This is a genomic window from Nocardioides acrostichi, from assembly GCF_015319165.1.
Classification (GTDB): domain Bacteria; phylum Actinomycetota; class Actinomycetes; order Propionibacteriales; family Nocardioidaceae; genus Nocardioides; species Nocardioides acrostichi.
Genome location: NZ_JADIVZ010000004.1, coordinates 259,446 through 282,596 on the forward strand (window position 1 = coordinate 259,446; position 23,151 = coordinate 282,596).

At 70.9% G+C, this 23,151-nt stretch carries 19 protein-coding genes; 10 read left to right on the forward strand and 9 right to left on the reverse strand.

All coding sequences use genetic code 11. The features are described 5' to 3' along the window. Position 1 precedes the first annotated feature (1 nt). On the reverse strand, positions 2–1,234 hold the full coding sequence (locus ISG29_RS21630) for a cytochrome P450 (protein ID WP_328828802.1): 1,233 nt from the start codon (positions 1,232–1,234) through the stop codon (positions 2–4). Next, the gene (locus ISG29_RS11105) at positions 1,231–1,809 is read right to left on the reverse strand and encodes a TetR/AcrR family transcriptional regulator (RefSeq protein WP_194503475.1); all 579 of its coding nucleotides are present in this window, start codon (positions 1,807–1,809) and stop codon (positions 1,231–1,233) included. The genes ISG29_RS21630 and ISG29_RS11105 overlap by 4 nt, the downstream gene beginning before the upstream one ends. Before the next feature lie 99 nt (positions 1,810–1,908). Here ISG29_RS11105 and ISG29_RS11110 point away from each other — a divergent pair, with 99 nt between their 5' ends. Genes ISG29_RS11110 through ISG29_RS11120 form a run of 3 tightly spaced genes read left to right on the forward strand, consistent with a single transcriptional unit; the run spans position 1,909 to position 5,814 of the window. After that, positions 1,909–3,390 (forward strand): ABC transporter substrate-binding protein, encoded by a 1,482-nt coding sequence (locus tag ISG29_RS11110; RefSeq protein ID WP_194503476.1) that lies wholly within the window; start codon positions 1,909–1,911, stop codon positions 3,388–3,390. 55 nt (positions 3,391–3,445) lie between these two features. Further along, entirely contained in the window at positions 3,446–4,717 is a 1,272-nt protein-coding gene (locus tag ISG29_RS11115; protein WP_328828805.1) for a hypothetical protein, read from the forward strand. A gap of 23 nt (positions 4,718–4,740) precedes the next feature. Next, a complete protein-coding gene (locus ISG29_RS11120) occupies positions 4,741–5,814 on the forward strand; it encodes an NAD-dependent epimerase/dehydratase family protein (RefSeq protein ID WP_194503477.1) in 1,074 nt (357 codons plus the stop codon). Here the strand turns inward: ISG29_RS11120 and ISG29_RS11125 are convergent. The 3 genes from ISG29_RS11125 to ISG29_RS11135 are packed head-to-tail and all read right to left on the reverse strand — an operon-like array spanning position 5,804 to position 8,084. Further along, positions 5,804–6,859: a phosphotransferase family protein gene (locus tag ISG29_RS11125; protein WP_194503478.1), complete on the reverse strand. Its 1,056-nt coding sequence runs from the start codon at positions 6,857–6,859 to the stop codon at positions 5,804–5,806. The two genes, ISG29_RS11120 and ISG29_RS11125, sit on opposite strands and share 11 nt — an antisense overlap. Then, positions 6,856–7,932 (reverse strand): TIGR03857 family LLM class F420-dependent oxidoreductase, encoded by a 1,077-nt coding sequence (locus ISG29_RS11130; RefSeq protein WP_207792985.1) that lies wholly within the window; start codon positions 7,930–7,932, stop codon positions 6,856–6,858. The genes ISG29_RS11125 and ISG29_RS11130 overlap by 4 nt, the downstream gene beginning before the upstream one ends. A 5-nt stretch (positions 7,933–7,937) precedes the next feature. Beyond that, positions 7,938–8,084 (reverse strand): DUF1059 domain-containing protein, encoded by a 147-nt coding sequence (locus ISG29_RS11135; RefSeq protein WP_194503479.1) that lies wholly within the window; start codon positions 8,082–8,084, stop codon positions 7,938–7,940. Positions 8,085–8,171: 87 nt separating this feature from the next. On the opposite strand from ISG29_RS11135, the gene ISG29_RS11140 reads away from it, so the two are divergent. From ISG29_RS11140 to ISG29_RS11150, 3 genes are read left to right on the forward strand one after another with little or no spacing between them, the layout of a single operon-like run. Further along, a complete protein-coding gene (locus tag ISG29_RS11140) occupies positions 8,172–9,503 on the forward strand; it encodes a flavin-containing monooxygenase (RefSeq protein ID WP_194503480.1) in 1,332 nt (443 codons plus the stop codon). Next, a complete protein-coding gene (locus tag ISG29_RS11145; RefSeq protein WP_207792987.1) occupies positions 9,500–10,222 on the forward strand; it encodes a TetR/AcrR family transcriptional regulator in 723 nt (240 codons plus the stop codon). The genes ISG29_RS11140 and ISG29_RS11145 overlap by 4 nt, the downstream gene beginning before the upstream one ends. After that, positions 10,219–11,124: an alpha/beta hydrolase gene (locus tag ISG29_RS11150; RefSeq protein ID WP_194503481.1), complete on the forward strand. Its 906-nt coding sequence runs from the start codon at positions 10,219–10,221 to the stop codon at positions 11,122–11,124. The genes ISG29_RS11145 and ISG29_RS11150 overlap by 4 nt, the downstream gene beginning before the upstream one ends. Before the next feature lie 19 nt (positions 11,125–11,143). Here the strand turns inward: ISG29_RS11150 and ISG29_RS11155 are convergent, their stop codons facing one another. The 3 genes from ISG29_RS11155 to ISG29_RS11165 form a co-directional block, all read right to left on the reverse strand. Beyond that, entirely contained in the window at positions 11,144–12,832 is a 1,689-nt protein-coding gene (locus ISG29_RS11155; RefSeq protein WP_194503482.1) for an acyl-CoA synthetase, read from the reverse strand. A gap of 44 nt (positions 12,833–12,876) precedes the next feature. Next, complete coding sequence (locus tag ISG29_RS11160) at positions 12,877–13,191, reverse strand: hypothetical protein (protein WP_194503483.1); 315 nt, start codon at positions 13,189–13,191, stop codon at positions 12,877–12,879. A 1,006-nt stretch (positions 13,192–14,197) separates the two neighbouring features. Next, positions 14,198–15,292, reverse strand: a complete 1,095-nt coding sequence (locus ISG29_RS11165) for a potassium channel family protein (RefSeq protein ID WP_194503484.1) — start codon at positions 15,290–15,292, stop codon at positions 14,198–14,200. A 70-nt stretch (positions 15,293–15,362) separates the two neighbouring features. Between ISG29_RS11165 and ISG29_RS11170 the strand changes: the two genes are divergently transcribed. Beyond that, entirely contained in the window at positions 15,363–17,057 is a 1,695-nt protein-coding gene (locus ISG29_RS11170) for an acyl-CoA dehydrogenase family protein (protein ID WP_194503485.1), read from the forward strand. Then, positions 17,054–19,297 (forward strand): acyltransferase family protein, encoded by a 2,244-nt coding sequence (locus tag ISG29_RS11175; protein WP_194503486.1) that lies wholly within the window; start codon positions 17,054–17,056, stop codon positions 19,295–19,297. The genes ISG29_RS11170 and ISG29_RS11175 overlap by 4 nt, the downstream gene beginning before the upstream one ends. On the opposite strand, the gene ISG29_RS11180 is transcribed toward ISG29_RS11175, so the two are convergent. Next, a complete protein-coding gene (locus ISG29_RS11180) occupies positions 19,286–20,653 on the reverse strand; it encodes a cation:dicarboxylate symporter family transporter (RefSeq protein ID WP_194503487.1) in 1,368 nt (455 codons plus the stop codon). The two genes, ISG29_RS11175 and ISG29_RS11180, sit on opposite strands and share 12 nt — an antisense overlap. Positions 20,654–20,759: 106 nt before the next feature. Between ISG29_RS11180 and ISG29_RS11185 the strand changes: the two genes are divergently transcribed. Beyond that, a complete protein-coding gene (locus tag ISG29_RS11185; protein WP_328828813.1) occupies positions 20,760–22,355 on the forward strand; it encodes a sensor histidine kinase in 1,596 nt (531 codons plus the stop codon). Next, positions 22,348–23,109 carry a response regulator gene (locus ISG29_RS11190; RefSeq protein ID WP_194503489.1) on the forward strand — a complete coding sequence of 254 codons (762 nt, stop codon included), beginning with the start codon at positions 22,348–22,350 and terminating at the stop codon, positions 23,107–23,109. The genes ISG29_RS11185 and ISG29_RS11190 overlap by 8 nt, the downstream gene beginning before the upstream one ends. The last annotated feature ends 42 nt before the right edge of the window (positions 23,110–23,151 follow it).

Consider the following 23,151-nt stretch of genomic DNA (forward strand, 5'->3'; position numbering starts at 1 on the left):
CTCAGCGCACCTTCGCGGTCATGGGCACGTGGGCGAACCCGCGCACGTTGGCGGAGTAGAAGCGGACCGAGGCGTGGTGGTCGACCTCGACGCGCGAGAAGCGGCGCACCAGCTCGCCGAGTGCGACGCGGGCCTCCAGGCGGGCGAGGTTGGCGCCGAGGCAGAAGTGCCGGCCGCCGCCGAAGCTCAGGATCTTGGCGTGCTCGTCGGGGTCGCGGTGCACGTCGTAGCGATCGGGCTCGGTGAACACCCGGTCGTCGTGGTTGGCCGCACCCAGCGCGAGCAGCAGCTGGGCGCCGGCCGGCGCCGTGACGCCATCGACCTCGAAGTCCTGCACCACGAGCCGAGCCAGGAACTGGCTGGAGGTGTCGAAGCGCAGCGTCTCCTCGATCCACGGGTCGACGAGCGGTGTAGCGGGGTCGGCGAAGACCTCGTCGAGCTGCCGGGGGTGGCGCGTCAGGTGATAGACGGCGTTGCCGAGCAGCTTGGTGGTGGTCTCGTTGCCGGCGACCACCATGAGGAAGAGGAATCCGTTGATCTCGGAGTCCGTCATGCGCTTGCCTTCGTCCTCGGCCAGCAGCAGCGCGCTGGTGAGGTCGTCGGTCGGGTTCTTGCGCCGCTCCTCGATCATGCCCTTGTAGTAGTCGTAGAGCGCGAGGCTGGCCTCGATGCCGGCAGGCGGCACGTCGCGCAGGCCGTCCTCACGATGCACGAGCAGGTCGGCGAGGCGACGCACCTCGACACGGTCGGCCGCGGGCACGCCCATCATCTCGCTGATGATGTCCATCGGCAGCAGGCCGGCGAAGTCGCCGATCCAGTCGAACGACACCGACCCGTCCGCGTCTGCCCGGTCGCGCAGACCGGCGAGGTAGGCCTGCGAGATCTCTCGAATGCGGGGCTCGAGCTCGCGCACGCGGCGGGGGGTGAAGGCACGGGAGACCAGGCGGCGCAGACGGGTGGTCTCGGGCGGATCCATGGCCAGGAACGACATGGCGGTGTGCGCGTACTCGTTCCAGGCACTGGCGTCGATCGAGACGCCCATCTTGTTCGAGAACGTGGCGTCGTCGCGTAGCGCGGCCGCGACGTCGGCGTGCCGGCTCAACACCCAGTAGTCGAACTCCTCGTTGTGGAACAGAGGCGCCTGGTCTCGCAGCCACGCGTAGTGGCCGTAGGGCGCGTCTTGGATCTTGTGGTCGTAGATGTCGAAGGACGACTCGATGCTCGGCGCACTCACGCGTGGCCCGCCACGATGGCCGCGACGACCGGGTCGAGCCGGTCGCCCATGTCGGTGTAGGTCATGACACCCATGCCCGCCTGGAGCAGGGCACCGGAGAAGGCGAGCACCAGGGCATCGAGGAGGGCCGGCGTCGCCGCGTCGCCCAGGGCGGCCTCGAAGCGGTGCACGAAGTCGGCGCCGATGCGCAGCCGGAGTCGCTCGACGTCGGGGTCGCTGCTCAGCAGCGCCGGGGTGACGGCGGCCGCCAGCTCCGGCACGGCGGCCAGCGCCGCACCCATCTGACGGGTGACGGCCTGCACCCTGGCGACCGGCGTGTCGCCCGAGACCACCTGGGGCACCTCGTGGTCGAGATAGCGCCAGAACAGTTCGGCGAAGAGGTGGTTCTTGGAGGCCACGTAGGTGTAGGCGGTGGCAGCGGACACGCCGGCGCGCGTGGCGACGGAGCGAATGGTCAAGGCCTCGTAGCCCGTGGCCCGCAACTCGTCGGATCCCGCGAGGAGCAGCCGCCCCAGGGTTTCGGCGCGTCGCCCGTCGACCGCTTGACGAGCTGTGGTGGACATCTGACTGGACACGTGTCCAACTTATGTCGTCGCCAAGTATAACGCAAGCCGTGACCTACGTCACGTCGCGTCGTTGTCACCCCGTACATCGTCTGCAAATTCGGAGTGCTCATGCGTCGACCCGTGCGTCGTCTCACCCTCGGCCTCGCTGCCGCCATCACCTCGGCCGCGCTCGCGGCCTGCGCATCCCAGATCTCGCCCGACACCGTGGCGGCGGCCAACGGCCGAGTCGGCGCCGGAGCAGTGGCCGGCGATTCCGGGTCCGGCACGTCGTCCGGCGACACGGGCGGCGCGGACGCCTCCACGGGCGAGGCGGATGGCACCTCGACCGCCGACGACGGGTCGAGCGGGTCATCGACGACGAGCAGCTCGTCGGATTCCTCGGGCGACAAGGCGCCGGCCGCCTCGGGCGCGGGTGCCGCCGACGGCGGGGTCACCGCCGGCACGTGCGACGGCTTCAAGAACCAGACCGGCATCACCGACAAGACGATCACCCTCGGCAACGTCGCCGACATCTCCGGCCCGGTGCCCGGGCTGTTCCAGATCGCCCAGGACTCCGTCAAGGCATTCGTGGCCTACTACAACGCGACCAACCCCGACGGACTGTGCGGTCGCACGCTCGTGCTCAAGAGCTACGACAGCCGCGGCGACGCCAGTGGTGACCAGCAGGCCTACGCCAACGCGTGCGCCGACACCTTCGCCGTGGTCGGCTCGGTCTCCGCGCAAGACCAGGGCGGTGCCGCCACGGCCGACAAGTGCGGCATCCCCGACATCCGTGGTTTCACCGTCACCAGCGACCGACGAGACTGCGGCAGCTGCTTCTCGTCGTACGCCCTCGCGCCCAACCTGGTGCCCAGCTCGAACGCCGACTACTGGAAGAAGGCCAACCCCGAGGCGGCTCAGCACATCGGCATGTTCTACGTGAACGTGCCGGCCGCCAAGCAGAACGCCGAGAGCGCGGTCGCGGCCTACAAGAAGGCCGGCCTGGGCGTCGACGTCGTGCAAGGTATCGACACCGGCGAGTTCAACTACTCGGTCTACGCCCAGCAGATCAAGGACAAGGGCGTCCAGTTCGTGCAGTACTACGGGCCTTACCAGTTCTCCATCCGGCTCCAGAAGGCCATGGAGCAGCAGGGCGTGAAGGTGCCGGTGTACTTCGAGGACGCCACCATCTACGACCAGCACTACGTCGACGAAGCCGGCAGCGCCGGCGAGGGCACCTACGTCTACACGACCACGGATCTGCTCGACAACACCAAGAACCCCGAGATGGCGCTCTACCGCGCCTGGCTCGAGCGGGTCTCCCCCGGCAGCGCACCCAACTTCTACGGCGTCTTCGCCTGGTCGGCGGCGCGACTGTTCGTGCAGGAGGCCACCAAGCTCGGAGGTGGACTCACGCGCCCGTCGCTGGTGTCGTCGGTGAGCAAGGTGCGCGACTGGACCGGCAACGGGATCCACACCAGTGCCGACGTCGGCGAGAAGATCACGCCCAAGTGCACCCGGATCATCCAGCTCAAGGGCGGTTCGTGGCGCCAGGTCTCCCCCGGCGACTACGTCTGCGGCTCCCTCATCGACTCCGGCGTGGGCGGCTGAACCGACCGAGACTTCGACAAGACACCTGTCCAGTTATGTGTCAGGCTGCGACCCTGTGACCACCACCTCGCCCATCAGCCGCGCCCGGAGCAGCTACGCCGACCTCAGCCGCGACGAGCTGGCCAGGCTCGTGCCCGAGCTACTGCTGATCGGGCAGCTCATCGACCGGGCCGGCATGCCCTGGGTCATCTCGGCCTTCGGCGCCGAGGCGATGACCCAGGTCGCGATCGAGGAGTGGGCCGGCGCCTCGCCGCACTACACCCGGCGCATGCAGCAGGCCCTGGGGTACTCGCCCGCCGTCGACGGCGAGGGCGACGTGGTCACGATCTTCAAGGGCCTCCAGCTCGACATCGGTGCTCCGCCGCAGTTCATGGACTTCCGCTATCGCGTCGACGACCCGCAGCACGGGGAGTTCTGGCTCGACCACTGTGGCGCCCTGCTCGACGTCGAGCCGATGGGTCCGGACTACGTCAAGGCCATGTGCCACGACATCGAGGATCCGACCTTCGACGCCACCGCCGTGGCCACGAACCCGCGTGCCCAGGTGCGTCCGATCCACCGGCCGCCCCGCGTCCCTGCCGACCGCAGCCCGCACTGCGCGTGGACCGTGATCATCGACAGCGCGCACCCGCCGGTCTCGCCGCTGCCGCCGTACTACGTGATCGAGGCGACCAGGGCCGTCGGGGTCGTGCTCGACGACATCGACACCTGCGACGAGGGCGCGAGTGACTACGCCGGAGCGCTGCTCGACGACTTCGACTTCGCCGCCTACTCCCACTCGGCCCTCGTGCGGATGGCCGACGAGGTCGCACTCCAGATGCACCTGCTCAACCTCTCCTACGTCGCCGCGGTGCAGGCGCGCGCCGACACCCCCGAGGGGGCGACCGAGATCTGCCGCAAGCAGCTCGTCGCCCTCGCCTGGACGGCCTCGGAGCGGATCCGCGCGGCCCTCGAGATCCCCCGGGATCTCGACGGAGCGCTGCGCGTGCTCTCCCTGCACCCGCTGCTGAACCCCGTTGCCTACGTCGGGGGCCAGGTAGACCGCGGCGCCCGCACGGTGCGCGTCGCTCACGGCGACGCCCACCACGACGGTAGCTGGGTCTCGCTCGTCGGCCCCGGCCGCACGACGGCGCTGGCGTCGGCCCTGCACGCCGTCGATCCGACGATCGCGCTCGACGTGTCGGGCACCGAGGACGACTGGACGCTCACGGTGAGCGGCGGCGACCAGCCCGCGGAGCCGCCGCCTGAGGCCTCGGTGATGACGTTCACCCGGGGTTCGACCTTCGAGTTCGAGTCTCGTCGGTCACTTCCCATCTTCCCGGTCTGATCCACGCCCTAGGATCACCGCTCATGCCGCTGCTCTCCGATGCACCCGTCGTCGTCACCGGTGCGTGCGGTCTCGTCGGCCGCCACGTCGTCGCCGAACTGCGTTCGCGGGGCTACCCCGTCGTGGCCACCGACCTCGGCACACGCGCCAACCGCGACCACGCGGCGGCCCTGCACCACGATTCCGACCTGCTGTGGCGTTGGTGCGACCTGACGGTGCCCGAGCAGACCGCCGGCCTGGTCAAGGCGAGCGTCCCTCGCGCGGTCGTGCACCTCGCCGGCGTGATCCCTCCGCTGTGCTACAGCAATCCCGGGCTGGCCGAGAAGGTCAACGTGGGCGCCACCCAGGTGCTGGTCGACGCGATCGCGGCGCACGCCCCGCAGGCGCGCCTGGTGCATGCCTCCAGCATCGGCACCTACGGCCCGCGCAATCCCCACCGCGACCTGGGCCTGCTCACCGCCGACACGCCACAGCAGCCCGAGGAGGTCTACGGGCTCACCAAGCTGCGCGCCGAGGAACTCGTGCGCGGGGCGTCCACCCCGTGGGTGGTGCTGCGCCTGGGCGGCGTGATGACCACCGACGTCGGCGCTCAGATGAGTACCGACAACATCTTCTTCGAGGGCGCCCTGCCCGCCGACGGCAGGCTGCAGACCGTCGACGTGCGCGATGTCGCCAGAGCTTTCGGCGCGGCCATCGGCGCCGACTGCGTGGGCGAGATCCTGCTGATCGGCGGCGACGAGACGCACCGGCGCCGCTACGCCGACATCTCCCATGCCCTCGCCGGCGCGATGGGCCTCGAGGACGGCATCCCGCCGGGTCGCCCCGGCAACCCCGACGACGACACGGCCTGGTTCGCCACCGACTGGATGGACACCGACCGGGCGCAGGAGGTGCTCGACTTCCAGCGCATCACCTGGCCGGCCCTGCTGGAGGAGGTGCGCACGGCCAGCGGCTGGATGTTCTACGGCTACCGCGTCGCCGCGCCCGTGGTGCGCATCGGGTTGGCCCGGCTCTCGCCCTACCGCGGGCAGCCCGGTGAGTACGCCGACCCGTGGCGGGTCATCGCCGAGCGCTGGCCGGCGTCCTTCACGAGCTGAGCGAGGCCAGCACTCCCAGATCCCGGATCGCCGCACCACTGCGCCGCGTCATGGCCGCGAACATCTCGTCGCCGCGCTCGGTGCGAGTGCCGTAGGCACAACCGAAGGTGACCACGAGCGGCACCTGGAGTTGCCCGAACACGTAGTCGCTCCAGCACTCGTCGAGGTCGTGGTCGCCGACCCCGAGCTCGACCAGACGCGCGTGGTAGGCGGCCACGACGTCGCGCTCGGCCGCACGGCGCGCCTCGGGCTCCAGGCTGGTCGTGACCAGGTAGGCGAGGTCGCGCCCGGGCAGACCGATCGAGAGCGTCTGCCAGTCGACGGCTGCGACCTCACCGCTACCGCCCTCGGGGGTGAACATGAGGTTGTCGAGCCGGTAGTCGCCGTGCACCAGCCCGAAGCGCTGCTCCTGCCGGGCCAGCGACCACGCCTCGATGTGCGGCACGGTCGCACGCAGGGTCGCGACATCGTCCGCGGCGAGCCTGCTGGCCAGAGCGTCGACGAACAGGTCGACCGTCGGGCCGTAGAGCTCGGCCAGCGTCGCGGCACCCTCGGCGTCGTTGCGCGTGATGCCGGGCAGCCGGAGCAACGACGGGTCGCTCCACCGAGGTCCGTGCAGACCCGCCAGGTTCACCGCGGCGTCGAGCACTCGCTCCGGCGTGCAGCCGGCGATCTGGTCCCCCTGCTCCAGCGGCGCCAGATCCTCCAGCAGGAGCACGAAGTGGCCGGTCTGGTCGTCGAATCGCGCTGCATGCGCCCTCGGCACCCGCACCGCGACCGTGCGGGCGATCCGGTCGTAGAAGAGGAGTTCGGTGCGATACGCCCCGGCCAGCATCTGTCGGGATCCAGGGTCCGCGGCGGGCAGCTTGAGCAGCAGGCTGCGCCAACCGCCGGGGGTGTGCACGCGCAGTCGCATCGCCGTGCCGATCTGACCGGTGCCGACGCGGGCGACATCGACCTCGGTGACGTCTTCCCCGAGGAGGCCGGAGGCCCAGGCCGGCGTGATGTCGTCGACCTGCTCCACGACCCAGTCGAGAGTGCTCACGAGATGCGTCCCGGGTTGGCGGGGAGCGCGTTGAGGGTGGCCGGACGCCGCGTGGCCCACGCCGCGACGACGGGTGCGAGCTCGGTGGGGGTCGCGCCGTGCAGCACGACGGAGTCGGCGCCCGCATCGAGCTGGTCGGCGATGCGCGCGGCGCACTGCTCCGCGGTGCCCGTGGCCGAGGCGCCCAGCCACTCCTCGGGCAGCAGCCGGTCCCGGATGTCTCTGAGCTGCTCGGTGCTCCCGGTCGCATCGAGGGCTCCGGCGTGGCCGGTGACGGCCGGGTCGGCGGCGAAGCGCTCGAGCACGTCGGCGTCCCAGTCGTTCGCGCGCACCAGCACCGCGCCGTAGCCCTGGAGGTAGGTCGCGAGCCGGCCCACCAGCTTGCGCAGCCGCGCCTGCTCGGGCAGGGAGTCCTCGACGGTGGCGAGCACCGACCAGATGCGCACCGAGGCCGGGTCGCGCCCGGCGTCCTGGGCGGCGCTGCGCACGATGTCGACGGCACGTGCCACGGTGCGGTCGGTCATGAAGGTGTGCAGCACGACACCGTCCGCGAGTCGGCCGGCCTGAGCCAGGCTGTTGTCGCCGATGGCCATCGAGAGCACCGGGATGCGCTCGTCGAAGGAGGAGTCCTGGGAGAGGAACGGGTAGCTGCCGGCCGGGCCGGCGTGCCCGAACGCCTCGCCCGCCCACAGCCGCCGGTAGATGCCGATGGCGTCGGCCATCGAGGCGCTCGTGCTGCGCGGCACGCCCATGACGTCGAAGAGCAGGTCGAACCCGCGGCCCAACCCGAAGGCGTAGCGACCCTCGCTCATCCGGTGGGCCGTGACGGCCATCGTGGCGGTGACCAGCGGGTGCCGGGTCTGGTGGTTCGTGGCCGCGGTGGCGATGCCGAGCCGTTCGGTCGTCGCCGCGACGGCGCCCGCCATGACCCCGGCGTCCTTGCAGGTGAACCGCTCGCTCAGGAAGATCGAGCCGATGCCCATCTGCTCGGCGAGCCGAGCCTCGGCGACGACGTCGAGGGGACGCTCGGTGTGGCCGGCCAGGCCGTAGCAGGCCAGCTCGGGAAAGCGCACGCGCGTCAGGTGGCGATGAAGAGGATCTCGTCGCGGCCGTACTCCATGTCCGGGTGCTTCTCGGCGAGGTGGGCTTGGGTCCTCTCGACCAGGTCGTCCTCGTTCTCGCCCTTGATGTTCTCGCCGCACGGGCAGCTCAGTCGCGTCTTCATGCGTGGCACCCTAGTGCAGTAGGTCACTTTTTGACACCTGTCAGGTTTCTCTTGACGCGTGTCAACTCCCCGCTCTACGGTCACCGGGTGAGCCACCCACGCACCGCCGTCATCGGCGCCGGCATCTCCGGCCTGACCTCCGGCAAGATGCTCAACGACTACGGCGTCGAGTACACCTGCTACGAGACCTCCGACCGAGTCGGGGGCAACTGGGCCTTCGGTAACCCGAACGGCCACTCCAGCGCCTATCGCTCGCTGCACATCGACACCTCCAAGCACCGGCTGTCGTTCAAGGACTTCCCGATGCCGGAGTCCTACCCCGACTTCCCACACCACACCCAGATCAAGGCCTACCTCGACGACTACGCCGATGCCTTCGACATCAGGCGCCACATCGAGTTCGAGAACGGCGTGGAGCACGCCGACCCGCGGCCCGGCGGTGGGTGGACGCTGCGCCTGCACAGTGGCGAGACCAGGGAGGTCGACCTGCTGGTGGTGGCCAACGGACACCACTGGGATCCGCGCACCGCCGAGTTCCCCGGCGAGTTCACCGGAGAGTCCTTCCACTCCCACCACTACATCGACCCCGAGACGCCGCTGCACCTGAAGGACAAGCGCATCCTGGTCGTCGGCATCGGCAACTCGGCTGCTGACATCTCCGTCGAGCTGTCCAGCAAGTCGCTGCGCAACGAGGTCACGTTGTCGACCCGGTCGAGCGCCTGGATCGTGCCGAAGTACACCTACGGCCTGCCGGCGGACAAGTACTACGTGACCACCCCGTACCTGCCGCTGAAGTGGCAGCGCTGGGCGGCTCAGAAGATGCAGTTCATGACCGGCTCGAACCCCGAGCTGTACGGGTTGCCCAAGCCGAACCACAAATTCTTCGAGGCGCACCCGACCCAGTCCATCGAGCTACCCCTGCGCCTGGGGTCCGGAGACATCACGCCGAAGGTCAACATCTCGCGCCTCGACGGCAGCGCCGTGCACTTCGAGGACGGCACGAGCGCCGAGTTCGACGTCATCATCTACGCCACCGGCTACAACATCACCTTCCCGTTCTTCGACCACGACGTGATCTCCGCGCCGGAGAACCACCTCCGGCTCTTCAAGCGGATGTTCCTCACCGATCCCGCCCGCCGCGACGCGGTGTTCATGGGCTTCGCCCAGTCGACCCCCACGCTGTTCCCGTTCGTGGAGGCCCAGGCCCGGCTGATGGCTGCGTACGCGATCGGTCGCTACGCGCTGCCGACCCCGGCTGCCATGGAGCAGGCGATCGACGACGACCAAGCCCGGTACACCGGCCACATGCTCGACCGACCCCGGCACACCCAGCAGCTCGACTACTTCATCTACGAGCACGACCTGCGCGCCAAGGAACTCCCCGCCGGCCTACGGCGCGCGGGCACCCTCGTCTCGTGACCGCCGAACCGGTCTCCTCCGGCATCCTTCCCAAGGGCGATCAGCGTCGCGCCGCCCTGCTGGTCTCGCTGGGCGACCTGCTCACGGAGTCCTCCGACCTGGAGTCGGTCAACGTGGCGGACATCTCGCGGCGCGCCGGCGTGACGCGATCGGCCTTCTACTTCTACTTCGACAACAAGGCCGCCGCCGTCACCGCACTCGCCGAGCAGACCTACGCCGACGCGCTCGCCGCCGCCCACCGACTCGATGACCTCGCCGTCGCTCCGCTGACCCGGATCACCTCGATGCTCGACGGACTCTTCGCCGCCGTCGAGGACCACGCGCCCCTCGTCCGAGCCACCCTCGAGGCGCGGGCCAGCAGTGCCGACGTACGCGCCGTCTGGGATGCCCAGCGGCTCTCCTTCGTCGAGCACCTCGCCGGCGTCGTGGACGCCGAGCGGCAGGCCGGCCAGGCGCCGGCGGGGGCCGACGCGACGCTGCTGGCCACCATGCTGCTCGAGCTGAACGACCGCGCCATCGAGCGTCTCGTGCAGGGCAGCGTCGACCGTGCCGGACTGCTCGACACCGTGGCCTCCATCTGGCTGCGCACGATCTACTCCCCCGACCCCGCATCCGCGCCGCTCCCGGACCCGGAGCCGGACCCGGACATGGGCCCGGAAACAGACCCGGACATGGACCCGGAATCAGACCCGCACCCAGCAGCAGAGGGAACCGCATGAAGCACGATGAGCTGACCTTCGACTCCGCCGGCGCCGCCTGCTCGGCGTGGCACTTCACCGGTGAGGGATCCGCCCTCGCCACCGACTCCGGTCGCCCGGTCGTCGTCATGGCCCACGGCCTCGGCGGCACCAAGGACTCCGGCCTGGCGCCCTTCGCCGAGGGACTGGCCCGCGCCGGTCTCGACGTGCTCGCCTTCGACTACCGCGGCTTCGGAACCTCCGAGGGCACACCGAGACAACGGGTGCGTCTGGAGGACCAGGTCGCGGACTACCGAGCCGCCGTCGAGGCGGCACGACGGCTGCCCGGGGTCGACCCGGCACGCGTGGTGCTGTGGGGGGTCTCACTCTCGGGCGGGCACGTGCTGCGCGTCGCCGCCGAACGCGAGGACGTCGTCGCCGTGGTGAGCATGACACCCATCGTCGACGGACGAGCTGCCGCCCGGCACGCCCTCAAGCACCACTCCCCCGGATCCATGGCCCGCGCCGCCGCCGACGGCCTGCGCAGCCGAGTCTCGGCCCGGCGTGGCGCCGGCTCCGTGACCATGCCCATCGTGGCCCCGCCCGGCCGGCCGGGCGCCATGACCCTCGACGGCGCCCTGGAGAGCTACCTCTCGATCGCCGGGCCGACGTGGGTCAACGAGATCGACGCCGACGTCAGCTTCGAGCTGGGTACGCGCGCGCCCGCCAAGGCCGCCAAGCAGCTCACCTGCCCCGTGCTCGTGCAGATCGCCGACTTCGACCGCAGCGCGCCACCGCACGCGGCGGCGAAGGTCGCCTTCTCGGCGCGCGCCCACGTGCACCACTATCCGTGCGACCACTTCGACGTGTGGCCCGGCCAGGAGTGGCACGAGACGGCCCTGCGCCACCAGGTCGCGTTCCTCACGCGCGCGACGGCGCGCTGACGCACAACGGCGCGCTGCGTCAGCCGAGCTGGGCCCTGGCCCACGCGTAGTCGGCCTTGCCCGAGGGCGATCGCTGCACGTGGGGCACCCGGATGAATGCCTTGGGCAGCTTGTAGCGGGCGATCCGCTCCGAGGCGACCGCGAGCAGGGCTTCGTCGGAGATCTCACCGGCGGTCTCGTCGAGCGAGACGACGGCCACCGGCTCGGCGCCCCACTTCTCGGAGGGTCGGCCGACGACGAGGACGTCGAGCACGGCCGGGTGCGCACCCACCGCGCCCTCGACCTCCTCGGCGAAGATCTTCTCGCCACCGGAGTTGATGGTGACGCTCTCGCGGCCGAGCAGGTGGATCCGGCCATCGGGCAGGATCTCGGCCCGGTCGCCGGGCACGGCGAACCGCTCGCCACCGATGGTCGGGAACGCCTCGGCGGTCTTGACGGCGTCGCCGAGGTAGCCCAGTGGCGCCCGCTTGCGCTGCGCGAGCCAACCGCTGCCGGACTCTCCGTGGTCACCGCCCGGTGCGACGACGCGGCTCTTGGTGTCGTCGACCACGACGGTCGAGGCGACCGGTGTGAAGGTGCCCGCTTCGGCGTCCATGCCCTTCATCGTCAACGAGCTCATCTGCAGGCCCGTCTCGGAGGCACCGGCGGCATCCATGACCATGATGTGCGGCAACAGCTCGAGCAGCCGGTCACGCACCGCGGCCGAGAGCGGCGCGGCGCCGTTGTTGATCGCCGCGAGACCGCTCAGATCGAACTCGCCCTGCTCGAGCGCCTTGATGATCGGGCGCACCATCGCGTCGCCCACGACCGGCAGACTGACACACCTCTCGCGAGACGCCGTGGCGAGCACGGCCGGCGCGTCGAAGGCGCGGGGGTTCTCGGCCAGCACGATCGAGCCGCCACCGGTCATGATGTGGAAGGTCGACCACTGGGCTGCGCCGTGCATGAACGGCAGCGCCATCATCAAGCGCATCCCGCCCCCCGCTGTGACCGCGGCATCGACGAGCTGGTCGTAGGAGGTGTAGGGCTCGTTGCTGCCGAACGGTGTGCCGCCCATCGAGGTGACGAACATGTCGTCTTGTCGCCACAGCACGCCCTTGGGCATGCCCGTGGTGCCCCCGGTGTACACGATGTAGAGATCGTCGCCCGCGGGCTCGGGCAGAGCGATGTCGGCCGCGCGACCCTCCGCCAGGGCGTCGGCGTACCACATGGCGCCGGGCAGCAGGTCGGCCGGCGGCTCGCCGTCGAGCCCGTCGGGCACCTGCACCAGCACCTCGAGGTCGGGCAGGTGGTCGCGCACCTGCGCCACCACCGCCGCGAAGGACGACGCGAACACCAGCACCTTCGAGCGCGAGTCACGCAGCACGTAGGCGAGCTCCTCGGCCACGTAGCGGTAGTTGATGTTGATCGGCGCGACGCGCGAGCGGAACGACGCGAGCATGCCCAGCAGGTACTCCGGGCAGTTGTAGAGGTAGAGCGCGAGGTGGTCCTGCCCGGACTCGTGGCCGCCGAGCTGCGATCGCTCCGTCGTGCACCCGAGGCCGCGTGCGGCGAGGAACCGGGCCAGGGCGTCGACCTCGTCGGCCAGGGCTTCGTAGGTGTAGCGGCGCTCCCCCTGCACCAGCACCTCCTGGTCAGGCACGGCGGCGGCGATCGTGGTGAAGACCCTGGCGAGGTTGAACCCGGACTCGGGCAGCTCGGTCAGCATGAGAACACGTTACAGTTTTCAGATCCTGCGGCGTGACGGCCGTCTCACGCCGGGGCCAGCCGATCGGCCGGCAACCACTCCTCGACCAGCCCCCACTCGTGGGCACGCACCCGCGCGGCGTACACGACCAGCCCTTGCCACGCGACGTCTGCCCCGGAGCCCGCGCGACGCCACTCCAGCAGCAGCCCCGGGCGCTTCTCCCCCTCGCCGTCCACGGCGTCGGAGACCCAGCAGTGCCGCGCCGGACACGACTGGGACGGCGCCACGCGATGTGCTGCGGGTCCGCCGATCCGCCGACGCTCGGCCAGGGGCACACCGCGGAGGTGCTTGTCGTACCCGCCACCAGCCATGCGCGCCATGATCGCACACTCGTTCGAACACGACTCGTCGCTGATCGCGCCGCCGGTGGTTGAGCCGGGCGAGGCGCCAGCCGAGTCCCGTGTCGAAACCCCGAAAGCCTCCAAGCAGCGTTGCCTTCACAGTCACCGGGTTTCGACGCGCTCGGCCGTGAACGGCCTCACGGCTCAACCACCGCACGACCTCGCCGTGGGTGCCGGGGCGAGGCGCCAGCCGAGTCCCGTGCTCTCCGGTGGTTGAGCCGGGGCGAGGCGCCAGCCGAGTCCCGTGCTCTCCGGTGGTTGAGCCGGGCGAGGCGCCAGCCCAGTCCCGTGCTCTCCGGTGGTTGAGCCGGGCGAGGCGCCAGCCGAGTCCCGTGTCGAAACCCCGGAAGCCTCCAAGCAGCGTTGCCTACACAGTCACCGGGTTTCGACGCGCTCGGCCGTGAACGGCCTCACGGCTCAACCACCGCACGACCTCGCCGTGGGTGCCGGGACGAGGCGCCAGCCCAGTCCCGTGCTCTCCGGTGGTTGAGCCGGGCGAGGCGCCAGCCGAGTCCCGTGTCGAAACCCCGAAAGCCTCCAAGCAGCGCTGCCTACATAGTCACCGGGTTTCGACGCGCTCGTCGCTGGCGCTCCTCACGGCTCAACCACCGCACGACCTCGCCGTGGGAGCCGAGGCGAGGCGCCAGCCCAGTCCCGTGCTCTCCGGTGGTTGAGCCGGGCGAGGCGCCAGCCGAGTCCCGTGTCGAAACCCTAGAAGCCTCCAAGCAGCGTTGCCTTCACAGTCACCGGGTTTCGACGCGCTCGTCGCTGGCGCTCCTCACGGCTCAACCACCGCACGACCTCGCCGTGGGAGCCGAGGCGAGGCGCCAGCCGAGTCCCGTGCTCTCCGGTGGTTGAGCCGGGCGAGGCGCCAGCCGAGTCCCGTGTCGAAACCCCGGAAGCCTCCAAGCAGCGTTGCCTTCACAGTCACCGGGTTTCGACGCGCTCGTCGCTGGCGCTCCTCACGGCTCAACCACCGCAGGACTCACTCCTCGGCGGAGGACTCCTCCCCGTGGGTGCCGGGGCGAGGCGCCCAGGGCAGCTCGCGGGCCGGGCGCACCACGATGAGTCGATCGCCGCGCGCCAGCTGCGTGACCACGGGGTCGAAGTAGCGGTAGACCTTCTCGTCGCGCACGACGGCGATCACCTGGTCGGGCACCTGCTGCGGCTGGCGGCCCACCTCCGAGACGAGCAGGTCGCGCTCGGCGACTTCGAGGCCCTCGCCGTAGGTGAGCAGATCCTCCATCACCGAGCCGAGCATCGGGGAGACCGTCGAGAGGCCGAGCAGCCGGCCGACGGCCTCGGAGGAGGTGATGACCGAGTCGGCACCGGACTGGCGCATGAGCGGCGCGTTCTCCTGCTCACGCACCGCCGCCACGATCCACGCGTCGGGGTTGAGCTGGCGCACGGTGAGGGTGGCCAGCACGTTGGTGTCGTCGCGGTCGGTGGTGATGATGACCTGCTCGGCGTCCGCCACCCCGGCCCGGCCGAGCACCTCGCGCCGTGTCGCGTCGCCCGTGATGACCGCGAGGTCGTCACTGTGGGCCTCCTGCATGGCCAGTGGGCTCGGATCGACCACGACGATCTGGCCGCGCTCGGTGCCGTTGCCCACGAGGGTCTCCACGGCGCTGCGACCCTTCGTGCCGTAGCCGATGACGACGACGTGGTGGGACATGCTGTTCCTCCAGCGTGAGATCCGGAAGGCCTCGCGCCCCTGCGAGGCGAGCACCTCCAAGGTGGTGCCGATCAACAGCACCAGGAAGGCGATACGGGCGGGCGTGATGACGAACGCGTTGATCAGCCGGGCGTGCGGGGCGACCGGCGCGATGTCGCCGTATCCGGTCGTGCTCAGCGTGACGGTCGTGTAGTAGATGGAGTCCACCACGCTGATACCCGAGCCGGGATCGGCGTTGTCGACGTAGCCGTCCCGGTCGAGGTAGACCAGCAGCACCGTGCCGACCAGGATGAAGAGGGCCAAGGCGAGCCGGCGCACCAGCTCGTACCACGGCGAGCGCACCCGCTCGGGCAAGCTGATCAGATCCCTGCCACGGCGCTGCGGGGAGGGGGTGCTCGAGCTCACGGAGCGAACCTACTGGACCACCTCCCGTGCCAGGGCGACGTGGGGCCCGCGCCCGACTACCGTGGTGCGCATGCCCACACCGCAGACGGGGCGCCACGACCTGCGCACCGTGACGAACCAGGCACCGCTGCTCGCCGGCCACAACGTGGTCACCTCCGATGCCGCGTTGTCCGACGCCGTGCTCCGGCACGCCGACACCGCCACGCTGGACTCGTTGGTGGGTCTCGGCGCCGAGGCCGGGACGGCCGAGGCGCGCGAACACGGGATGCTGGCGAACGAGAACACGCCGCGCCTCACGCCCTACGACCGCTACGGCAACCGCGTCGACGAGGTGACCTTCCACCCGTCCTGGCACTGGCTCATGGAGCGCGCCATCGGTCACGGGCTCGCCGCGACACCCTGGCAGGAGCAGGCCGACGGCGCCGCGCACGCCCACGTGCGCCGCGCCGCGGGCTTCTTCGCGTGGTCGCAGACCGAGCCGGGCCACGGCTGCCCGGTGTCGATGACCTACGCCGCGGTGCCCGCGCTTCGCGCCGACGACGCGCTGGCCAAGGAGTGGACCCCCCTGCTCGCGTCGCGTCGATACGACCCGGGCCTGCGCTCGCTGACCGACAAGGTCGGCGCGCTGGCTGGCATGGGCATGACCGAGAAGCAGGGCGGCTCGGACGTGCGGGCCAACCGCACCATCGCCACCCCGACCGACGGCTTCGCCGACCACCCCGGCGAGTGGTACGCCCTGCGCGGCCACAAGTGGTTCACCTCCGCGCCGATGAACGACGTGTTCCTCGTACTCGCGCAGGCCGGCGACGATCACGACCGGCTCAGCTGCTTCGTCCTCCCGCGGGTACTGCCCGACGGGTCGCGCAATGCCCTCGACGTCGTCCGGCTGAAGGACAAGCTGGGCAACCGGTCGAACGCCTCCTCCGAGCTCGAGCTGGACGGCACGCTGGCGATCCGGCTCGGCGACGAGGGTCGGGGCGTGCGCACGATCATCGAGATGGTCGCCGCCACGCGCCTGGACTGCGTGCTCGGCTCCGCCTCGCTCATGCGTCGCGCCGTCGCGGAGGCGTCGTGGCATGTCGCGCACCGCTCCGCGTTCGGCGGCGTGCTCGCCGACAAACCGCTCATGCAAAACGTCGTGGCCGACCTGGCCGTCGAGTCCGAGGCGGCCACGGCCCTGGCCATGAGACTCGCTGCGGCCGTCGACGCGCCGCACGACCCCCACGAGGCGGCCCTGCGCCGCATCGGGCTGCCCCTGGCGAAGTTCTGGGTCAGCAAGCGGGTGGCACCGCTGGCCGCCGAGGCACTGGAGTGCCTCGGCGGCAACGGCTACGTCGAGGAGTCCGGCATGCCGCTGATCTACCGCGAAGCACCGCTGAACTCGGTCTGGGAGGGCTCCGGCAACGTCAACGCCCTCGATGTGCTGCGGGCCCTGAGCCGTGAGCCCGAGGTGCTCGACGCCTGGCTCACCGAGGTGGGCGCGGCGCGGGGCGCCGACGATCGCTTCGACGCCTACCTCGACGACACCCTCGCCCTGGTGGGCGCGTGGATGGGCGAGCCCGAGGCGATGGAGCGCGGCGCTCGGCGGCTGGCGATGCGGATGGCGCTGCTGCTCCAGGGGGCGCTCCTGGTGCGGTTCGCGCCGGCCGAGGTCGCCGACATCTTCTGCGCCTCACGGCTCGGCGCCGGCTACGACGGCGTCTTCGGCACCCTCGACGGCGGCGACCTGGCCGCCGTCGTCGCCCGCACCACCCCGGTGGCATGACCACGACCCTCGAGCCGTTGTCAGCGACCCGGCAACGAGACGACCGGCACCGGCGCACCTGTCCGCACTGCCTGGCCAAGGCGGGCGCCGCCCGGGCCAAGCCGGCCTTTCGCCCCGATATCGAGGGCCTGCGCGCCATCGCGGTCGTGCTCGTCGCCCTCAACCACGCCGACGTGCCCGGATTCGGTGGGGGCTACATCGGCGTCGACGTGTTCTTCGTGCTCTCCGGCTTCCTCATCACCGGCCTGCTCGACGACGAGGCCGACCGCACCGGACGCGTCTCCATCGGCGGCTTCTACGCCCGCCGCGTGCGCCGCATCCTGCCCGCGGCCTCGCTGGTCACCGTCACGACCGTCGCGATCGCCTACCTGCTCGGTGGCGCCTCGTTGGGCAACCGGACCGCGGCCGACGGCGCGTGGGCGTCGGTCTTCTTGGCCAACATCCACTTCGCGGCGAGCGGCGTCGACTACTTCAACCGCGGCGGCTTCGGTTCGCCCCTGGAGCACTACTGGTCGCTCGGCGTCGAGGAACAGTTCTACGTCGTCTGGCCCGTGCTCATGCTCGGCATCGCCGTGCTCACCCGCTACGCGCGCCAGCACCGCAGCTGGCTGGTCGCCGGCGTGATGACCCTCATCTGCGCGGTCTCCTTGTGGTTCTCGGTCACCTACACGCACTCCTCCCCGACCGCCGCCTACTTCTCCCCCTTCACCCGCGCCTGGGAGCTGGGTATCGGCGCCCTGGCCGCGGTCACGCTGCGCCGTCGTCCGCCCCTGACTCGACACGCGCCCGCCATCGGCGCGGCCGTGGCCCTCGCCGGCCTGGCCGCCATGGCGGTGGCTGCCTTCACCTTCACCTCCGACACTCCCTTCCCCAGCGCCTGGGCGCTCGTGCCGGTGCTCGGAACCACCACGGTCGTGGTGGCCGGCATCCTCTCGCCCGGTCACGCGATCGCTCGGGTGCTCGGCTCGGCACCGATGCGGTTCGTGGGCCTGCGCTCCTACGGCTTCTATCTCTGGCACCTGCCCTTCCTCGTGCTGCCCGCTCTGCGCTGGCAGGTCGACCTTCCGATGCGGATCGCCCTCCTGCTCGCAGCCTTCGGCGCGGCGACCGTGATGTACGTGGCGCTGGAGAACCCGGTGCGGCACTCCCGCGTGCTCGCCCGCCGCACCCCCTGGGCCCTCGGCCTGGGTGCCGCCCTGGTGGTCACGGGGCTGGTCGTGACCCTGGGCGTGCAGCAGCTCAACCGGGTGCAGTACAGCGGCTCGCAGAACGTGGCACTGGCCGACCTGCCCACGGCGAAGGCCGTCCGGGCGGACCTTCCCGCCGCCCTGCGTCTCAGCTCTCCACCCGCCGACCTCGCACCACCCATCGACGACATCGCGAACGCCGGATCCCTCACTCCCGACCAGGAGACGTGCGACAGCGACTACGGCGTCACGCAGGCCACGCTGTGCTTCCTCGGCGACACCTCGAGCTCGCGTACCGTCGTGCTCTGGGGGGACTCCCACGGCGCGATGTGGATGCCCGCCCTATCGGCGGTGGCCTCCCAGGAGGGCTTCCGCCTGGCGGTCTTCACCAAGTACGGCTGCGCGCCGCTGCTCGGCGTCGAGCCGTGGCACCCGACCGACGACCGCGCCTACGGCGAGTGCACCGCGTTCAAGCAGTCGGTCGTGCCCCTGGTGCAACAGCTCGCCCCCGAGCAGGTGATCCTCACCGGAGCGTTCAAGGGCTGGGCCTATGTCGGACCCGACGGCGACGAGGTGCCCGGCGGGACGTTCACCAGCACCAAGGGCGAGTGGCTACCCAATGACACCGTCGACTCGGTCTGGGACGCCGCCCTCGGCCGCACCATCAAGGCGATGGAGCAGACCGGCGCCGCGGTCACGGTGCTCGGCGACATCGGCTATCCGCTCGAGGACAACTCCGTGTGCATGGCCACCCACCGCAGCGACGTCGGCGCGTGCAGCACCCCGCGCAAACAGGCGGTGTTCGACGCCCACAACGCCGCGGAGGAGGCCACCGCCGACAAGGCGGGGGCGACGTACGTGCCGGTGGTGCAGCTGCTCTGCACCCGCCAGGCGTGCCCCGCGGTCAACGACGACACCGTCGTCTACCGCGACGCCTACCACGTCACCAGGCAGTACTCGGAGCTGCTGGCCCGAGCCGTGGGCACCGCGCTCGGGCTCGTGAGCGACGCGACGGGCTCGGGCCGGCAGGCGGGATCCGGCTCAACCGGCTGAGACGGCGGCCGGGGCCGCGTGCGCGGTCTCGGCGTCACCGCCCTCGTCGAGCATCGTGGTCTCGTCGAAGGGCAGCTCGCCGGCGAGCACTGCGTCTAGACGGGCCCGGTCGAGGCTGCCGGTCCAGTGACCGACCAGCACGGTGGCGATCGAGTTGCCGGCGAAGTTGGTGAGCGCCCGGGCCTCCGACATGAAGCGGTCGATGCCCACGATGAGACCCACGCCGTCCAACAACTCCGGACGGTGCGAGGAGAGGCCACCGGCCAGGGTCGCGAGGCCGGCACCGGTGACACCGGCGGCACCCTTCGAGGCCACGACCATGAAGACCAGCAGCGAGATCTGCTCGCCGATGCTGAGCGGGTCGCCGAGAGCCTCGGCGATGAACAGGGAGGCCATCGTCAGGTAGATCGCGGTGCCGTCGAGGTTGAACGAGTACCCGGTCGGCACGACCACGCCGACGGTCGGCTTGTCGACGCCGGCGTGCTCCATCTTGGCGATCAACCGCGGCAGGGCCGACTCCGAGCTCGAGGTGGAGAGGATCAGCAGGAACTCGCGCCCCAGGTAGCGGAACAGCGAGAGCACGTTGACGCCGGTGGCGAGCCGCAGGATCGAACCGAGCACGACGAACACGAACAGGAGGCAGGTGACGTAGAAGCCGAGCATCAACATGGCCAGGCTCTTCAGCGCATCGATACCGGTCTCCCCCACCACCGCGGCCATGGCACCGAAGGCACCGACCGGCGCCACCCACATGATCATCGCGAGCACCCGGAAGACCACGCGCTGGAGGTGGCCGACACCGCGGAGCACCGGCTTGCCGGCCTCTCCCATCGCCTGGAGTGCGAACCCGATGAGCAGCGCGACGAGCAGGGTCTGGAGCACGTCCCCGCTCGTGACCGACGAGAACATCGAGGTGGGGATGATGCCCAGGACGAAGTCGGTGGTGGACCCCGAATCGGTGGCCTGGGCGGCGCCCGAGGCGGCGACACTCTCGGTGAGGTCCAGGCCGTCGCCGGGCTTGATGAGGTTGCCGACGACCAGTCCGATGGCCAGCGCCACGGTCGACATCGCCAGGAAGTAGACCAGCGCCAGCCCGCCCACCTTGCCGACCTTGGCCGCCGAGGCGACCGAGCCGACACCGATGACGATCGTGCAGAAGATCACCGGCTGGATCATCATGCGGATCAGCGCCACGAACCCGGTGCCGAGCGGCTTGAGCTCGACCCCGACATCGGGAGCCACGAGCCCCACGAGGATGCCCAGGCCGACCGCCACGAGCACGGCGATGTAGAGGTAGTGGGTGCGCGATCCGGGCGCCGAGGCCGGCGTCTTCGCAGTGGCAGCAGAGGTACTCATGCACCCACTGCACCCCATGATGTGAGCCACGTCACCTTTGTGGTCGTTGAGTTCACGGCCGGTTCGGCCCGGACGGACTGGACGGCCGGGGTGCAGAATGCGCCACGTGCACGTTCCGGGTCGTCGGCTGAGCAGGGGCCTCTCCATCGCACGCCAGGTTCTGGTGCTCCAGCTCCTGGTGGTACTCGTGCTCGTGCTCGTCTCCCTCGGCCTGGCCGCCCTCGACGCGCGGGCCAACGCGCGCGGCGCCGCGACCCAACGGGCGGTCTCCGTGGCCCGTGCGGTCGCCGACTCCCCCGACGTCCGCCGGGCTCTCGCTACGACCGACCCGAGCCGGCGGATCCAGCCCTTCGCCGAGGAGGTCCGCCGCGACGCCGATGTCGACTTCGTGGTCGTGATGGCGCTCGACCGCACGCGCTACAGCCACCCGACCCCCGAGAACATCGGCAAGCCGTTCGTCGGCGACCTCGGCGACGCCCCCGAGGGCGGGGTGTTCACCCAGCAGTACACCGGCACGCTCGGCCCGTCCATGCGCGCCGTCGTGCCCGTGACCGACGACGACGGCCGGGTGCGCGCCCTGGTCTCGGTGGGCATCACCATCACGGCGATCGACGACGCCCTGACCCGCGACCTGGTGACGATCGGCGTCGCGGCTCTCGCCGTCCTGGCGGTGGGAGCGCTCGGTGCGTGGCTGCTGGCGCGACGACTGCGCCGACAGACCCACGGACTCGGCGAGGCCGAGATGACGCGGATGTACGAGTACTACTCGGCGGTGCTGCACGCCGTGCGCGAGGGGCTGCTGCTGCTCGACGGCGAGGGGCGGGTGCAGTTGGTCAACGACGAGGCGCGGCGCCTGCTGGACCTACCCGACGACGTGCTCGGTCGCGACCTGGCCGACCTCGACCTGCCGCCCGGACTGGTGGCCGCCGCCCGCGGCGGCCACCGCGAGAGCGACGACCTCTACCTCGCGGGCGACCGGATGCTGCTGGTGTCGTCGGCTCCGGCATCGTGGGAGGGTCGCGAGGTGGGCTCCGTGGTCACGCTGCGCGACCACACCGAGCTGCGCTCGGTCACGGGCGAGCTCGACGTCGTGCGCGGCCTCACCGAGTCGCTGCGCTCGCAGAGCCACGAGGCGGCCAACCGGCTGCACACGGTGGTCTCCCTCGTCGAGACCGGCCACACCGAGGAGGCCATCGACTTCGCCACCGAGGAGCTGCAGGTGGCCCGCTTGATGACCGACCGGCTCGTCGGCGCCGTCGGCGACCCGGTGCTGGCCGCGTTGCTGCTCGGCAAGAACGCGGACGCCGCCGAGCGTGGCGCCGAGTTGGTCGTCGAGGGCGAGCTGAGCGACCCCGAGGCGCTCGGCCTGACCCCGCGCGACCTCGTCACCCTGCTGGGCAACCTGGTCGACAACGCGCTCGACGCGGTAGCCGGCCAGCCGACGCGACGGGTGCGGGTGCGGCTCTCGGAGGGGGCGGATGGCGCCAGCATCGCGGTGGGTGACAGCGGACCCGGGCTCTCGGCGTCCGATGCCGACACGGTGCTCGCGCGCGGCTGGACCGCCAAGGCCGAACCTGGCAGCGGTCGCGGCCTGGGCCTCGCCCTGGTGCTCCAGGTCGCCCGGAGCCATGACGGCGACCTCGTCGTCGAGCGCAGCGACCTCGGTGGGGCCGAGCTGATCGTGCAGGTGCCGCGTGCCTGAGCGCAGCGGATCCGAGGCCCGCGGGTCCGAGGGCAGCGAGCCCGTTGAGCGGGTGTCGGTGCTGGTGGTCGAGGACGACGCCCGCACGGCCGCGGCGCACGCCACCTACGTCGGGCGCCTCGACGGCTTCACGCTGGCCGGCGTCGCGCGGTCGGCCGCTGAGACGGTGCGGCTGCTCGAGGCGCAACGCGCCGAGGGGCACCCGGTCGACCTGCTGCTGCTCGACATGAACCTCCCCGACACACACGGGCTCTCGTTGCTGCACGGGCTGCGCGCCTCGGGTCACCTCTGCGACGTCGTGGCCGTCACCGCCGCCCGCGACGCCGATGTCGTGCGGCGCGCTGTCGCCCAGGGCGTCGTGCTGTACCTGATCAAACCGTTCACGTTTCGCATGTTCCGCGCTCGACTCGAGCAGTACGCCGCCTTCCATGCCGGACTGCATGCTCGGCTCGACGACGGCGGCGAGCTGGCCCAAGACGACGTCGACGCCATGATCGGCTCGCTGCGCTCCTCCCGCGACACCGACTCCGCGGCGCTGCCCAAGGGCATGAGCGCCGAGACCATGCGTCAGGTGGTCGCCGCGCTGCGCGAGGCCGGCGCCGCCCTCTCGGCCTCCGAGGTCGCCGAGCGCGTCGGGGCCTCGCGCGTCACGGCACGCCGCTACCTGGAGCACCTGGCCGAGGCGGGGCAGGTGCTGCGGGCACCGAGATACGGGCGTGGCGGCCGGCCAGAGCTGGAATACCGTCGCCGCTGAGGGTCTGGCGTTCTCGGCACGGGCGGCGCGAACGCGGCCTAT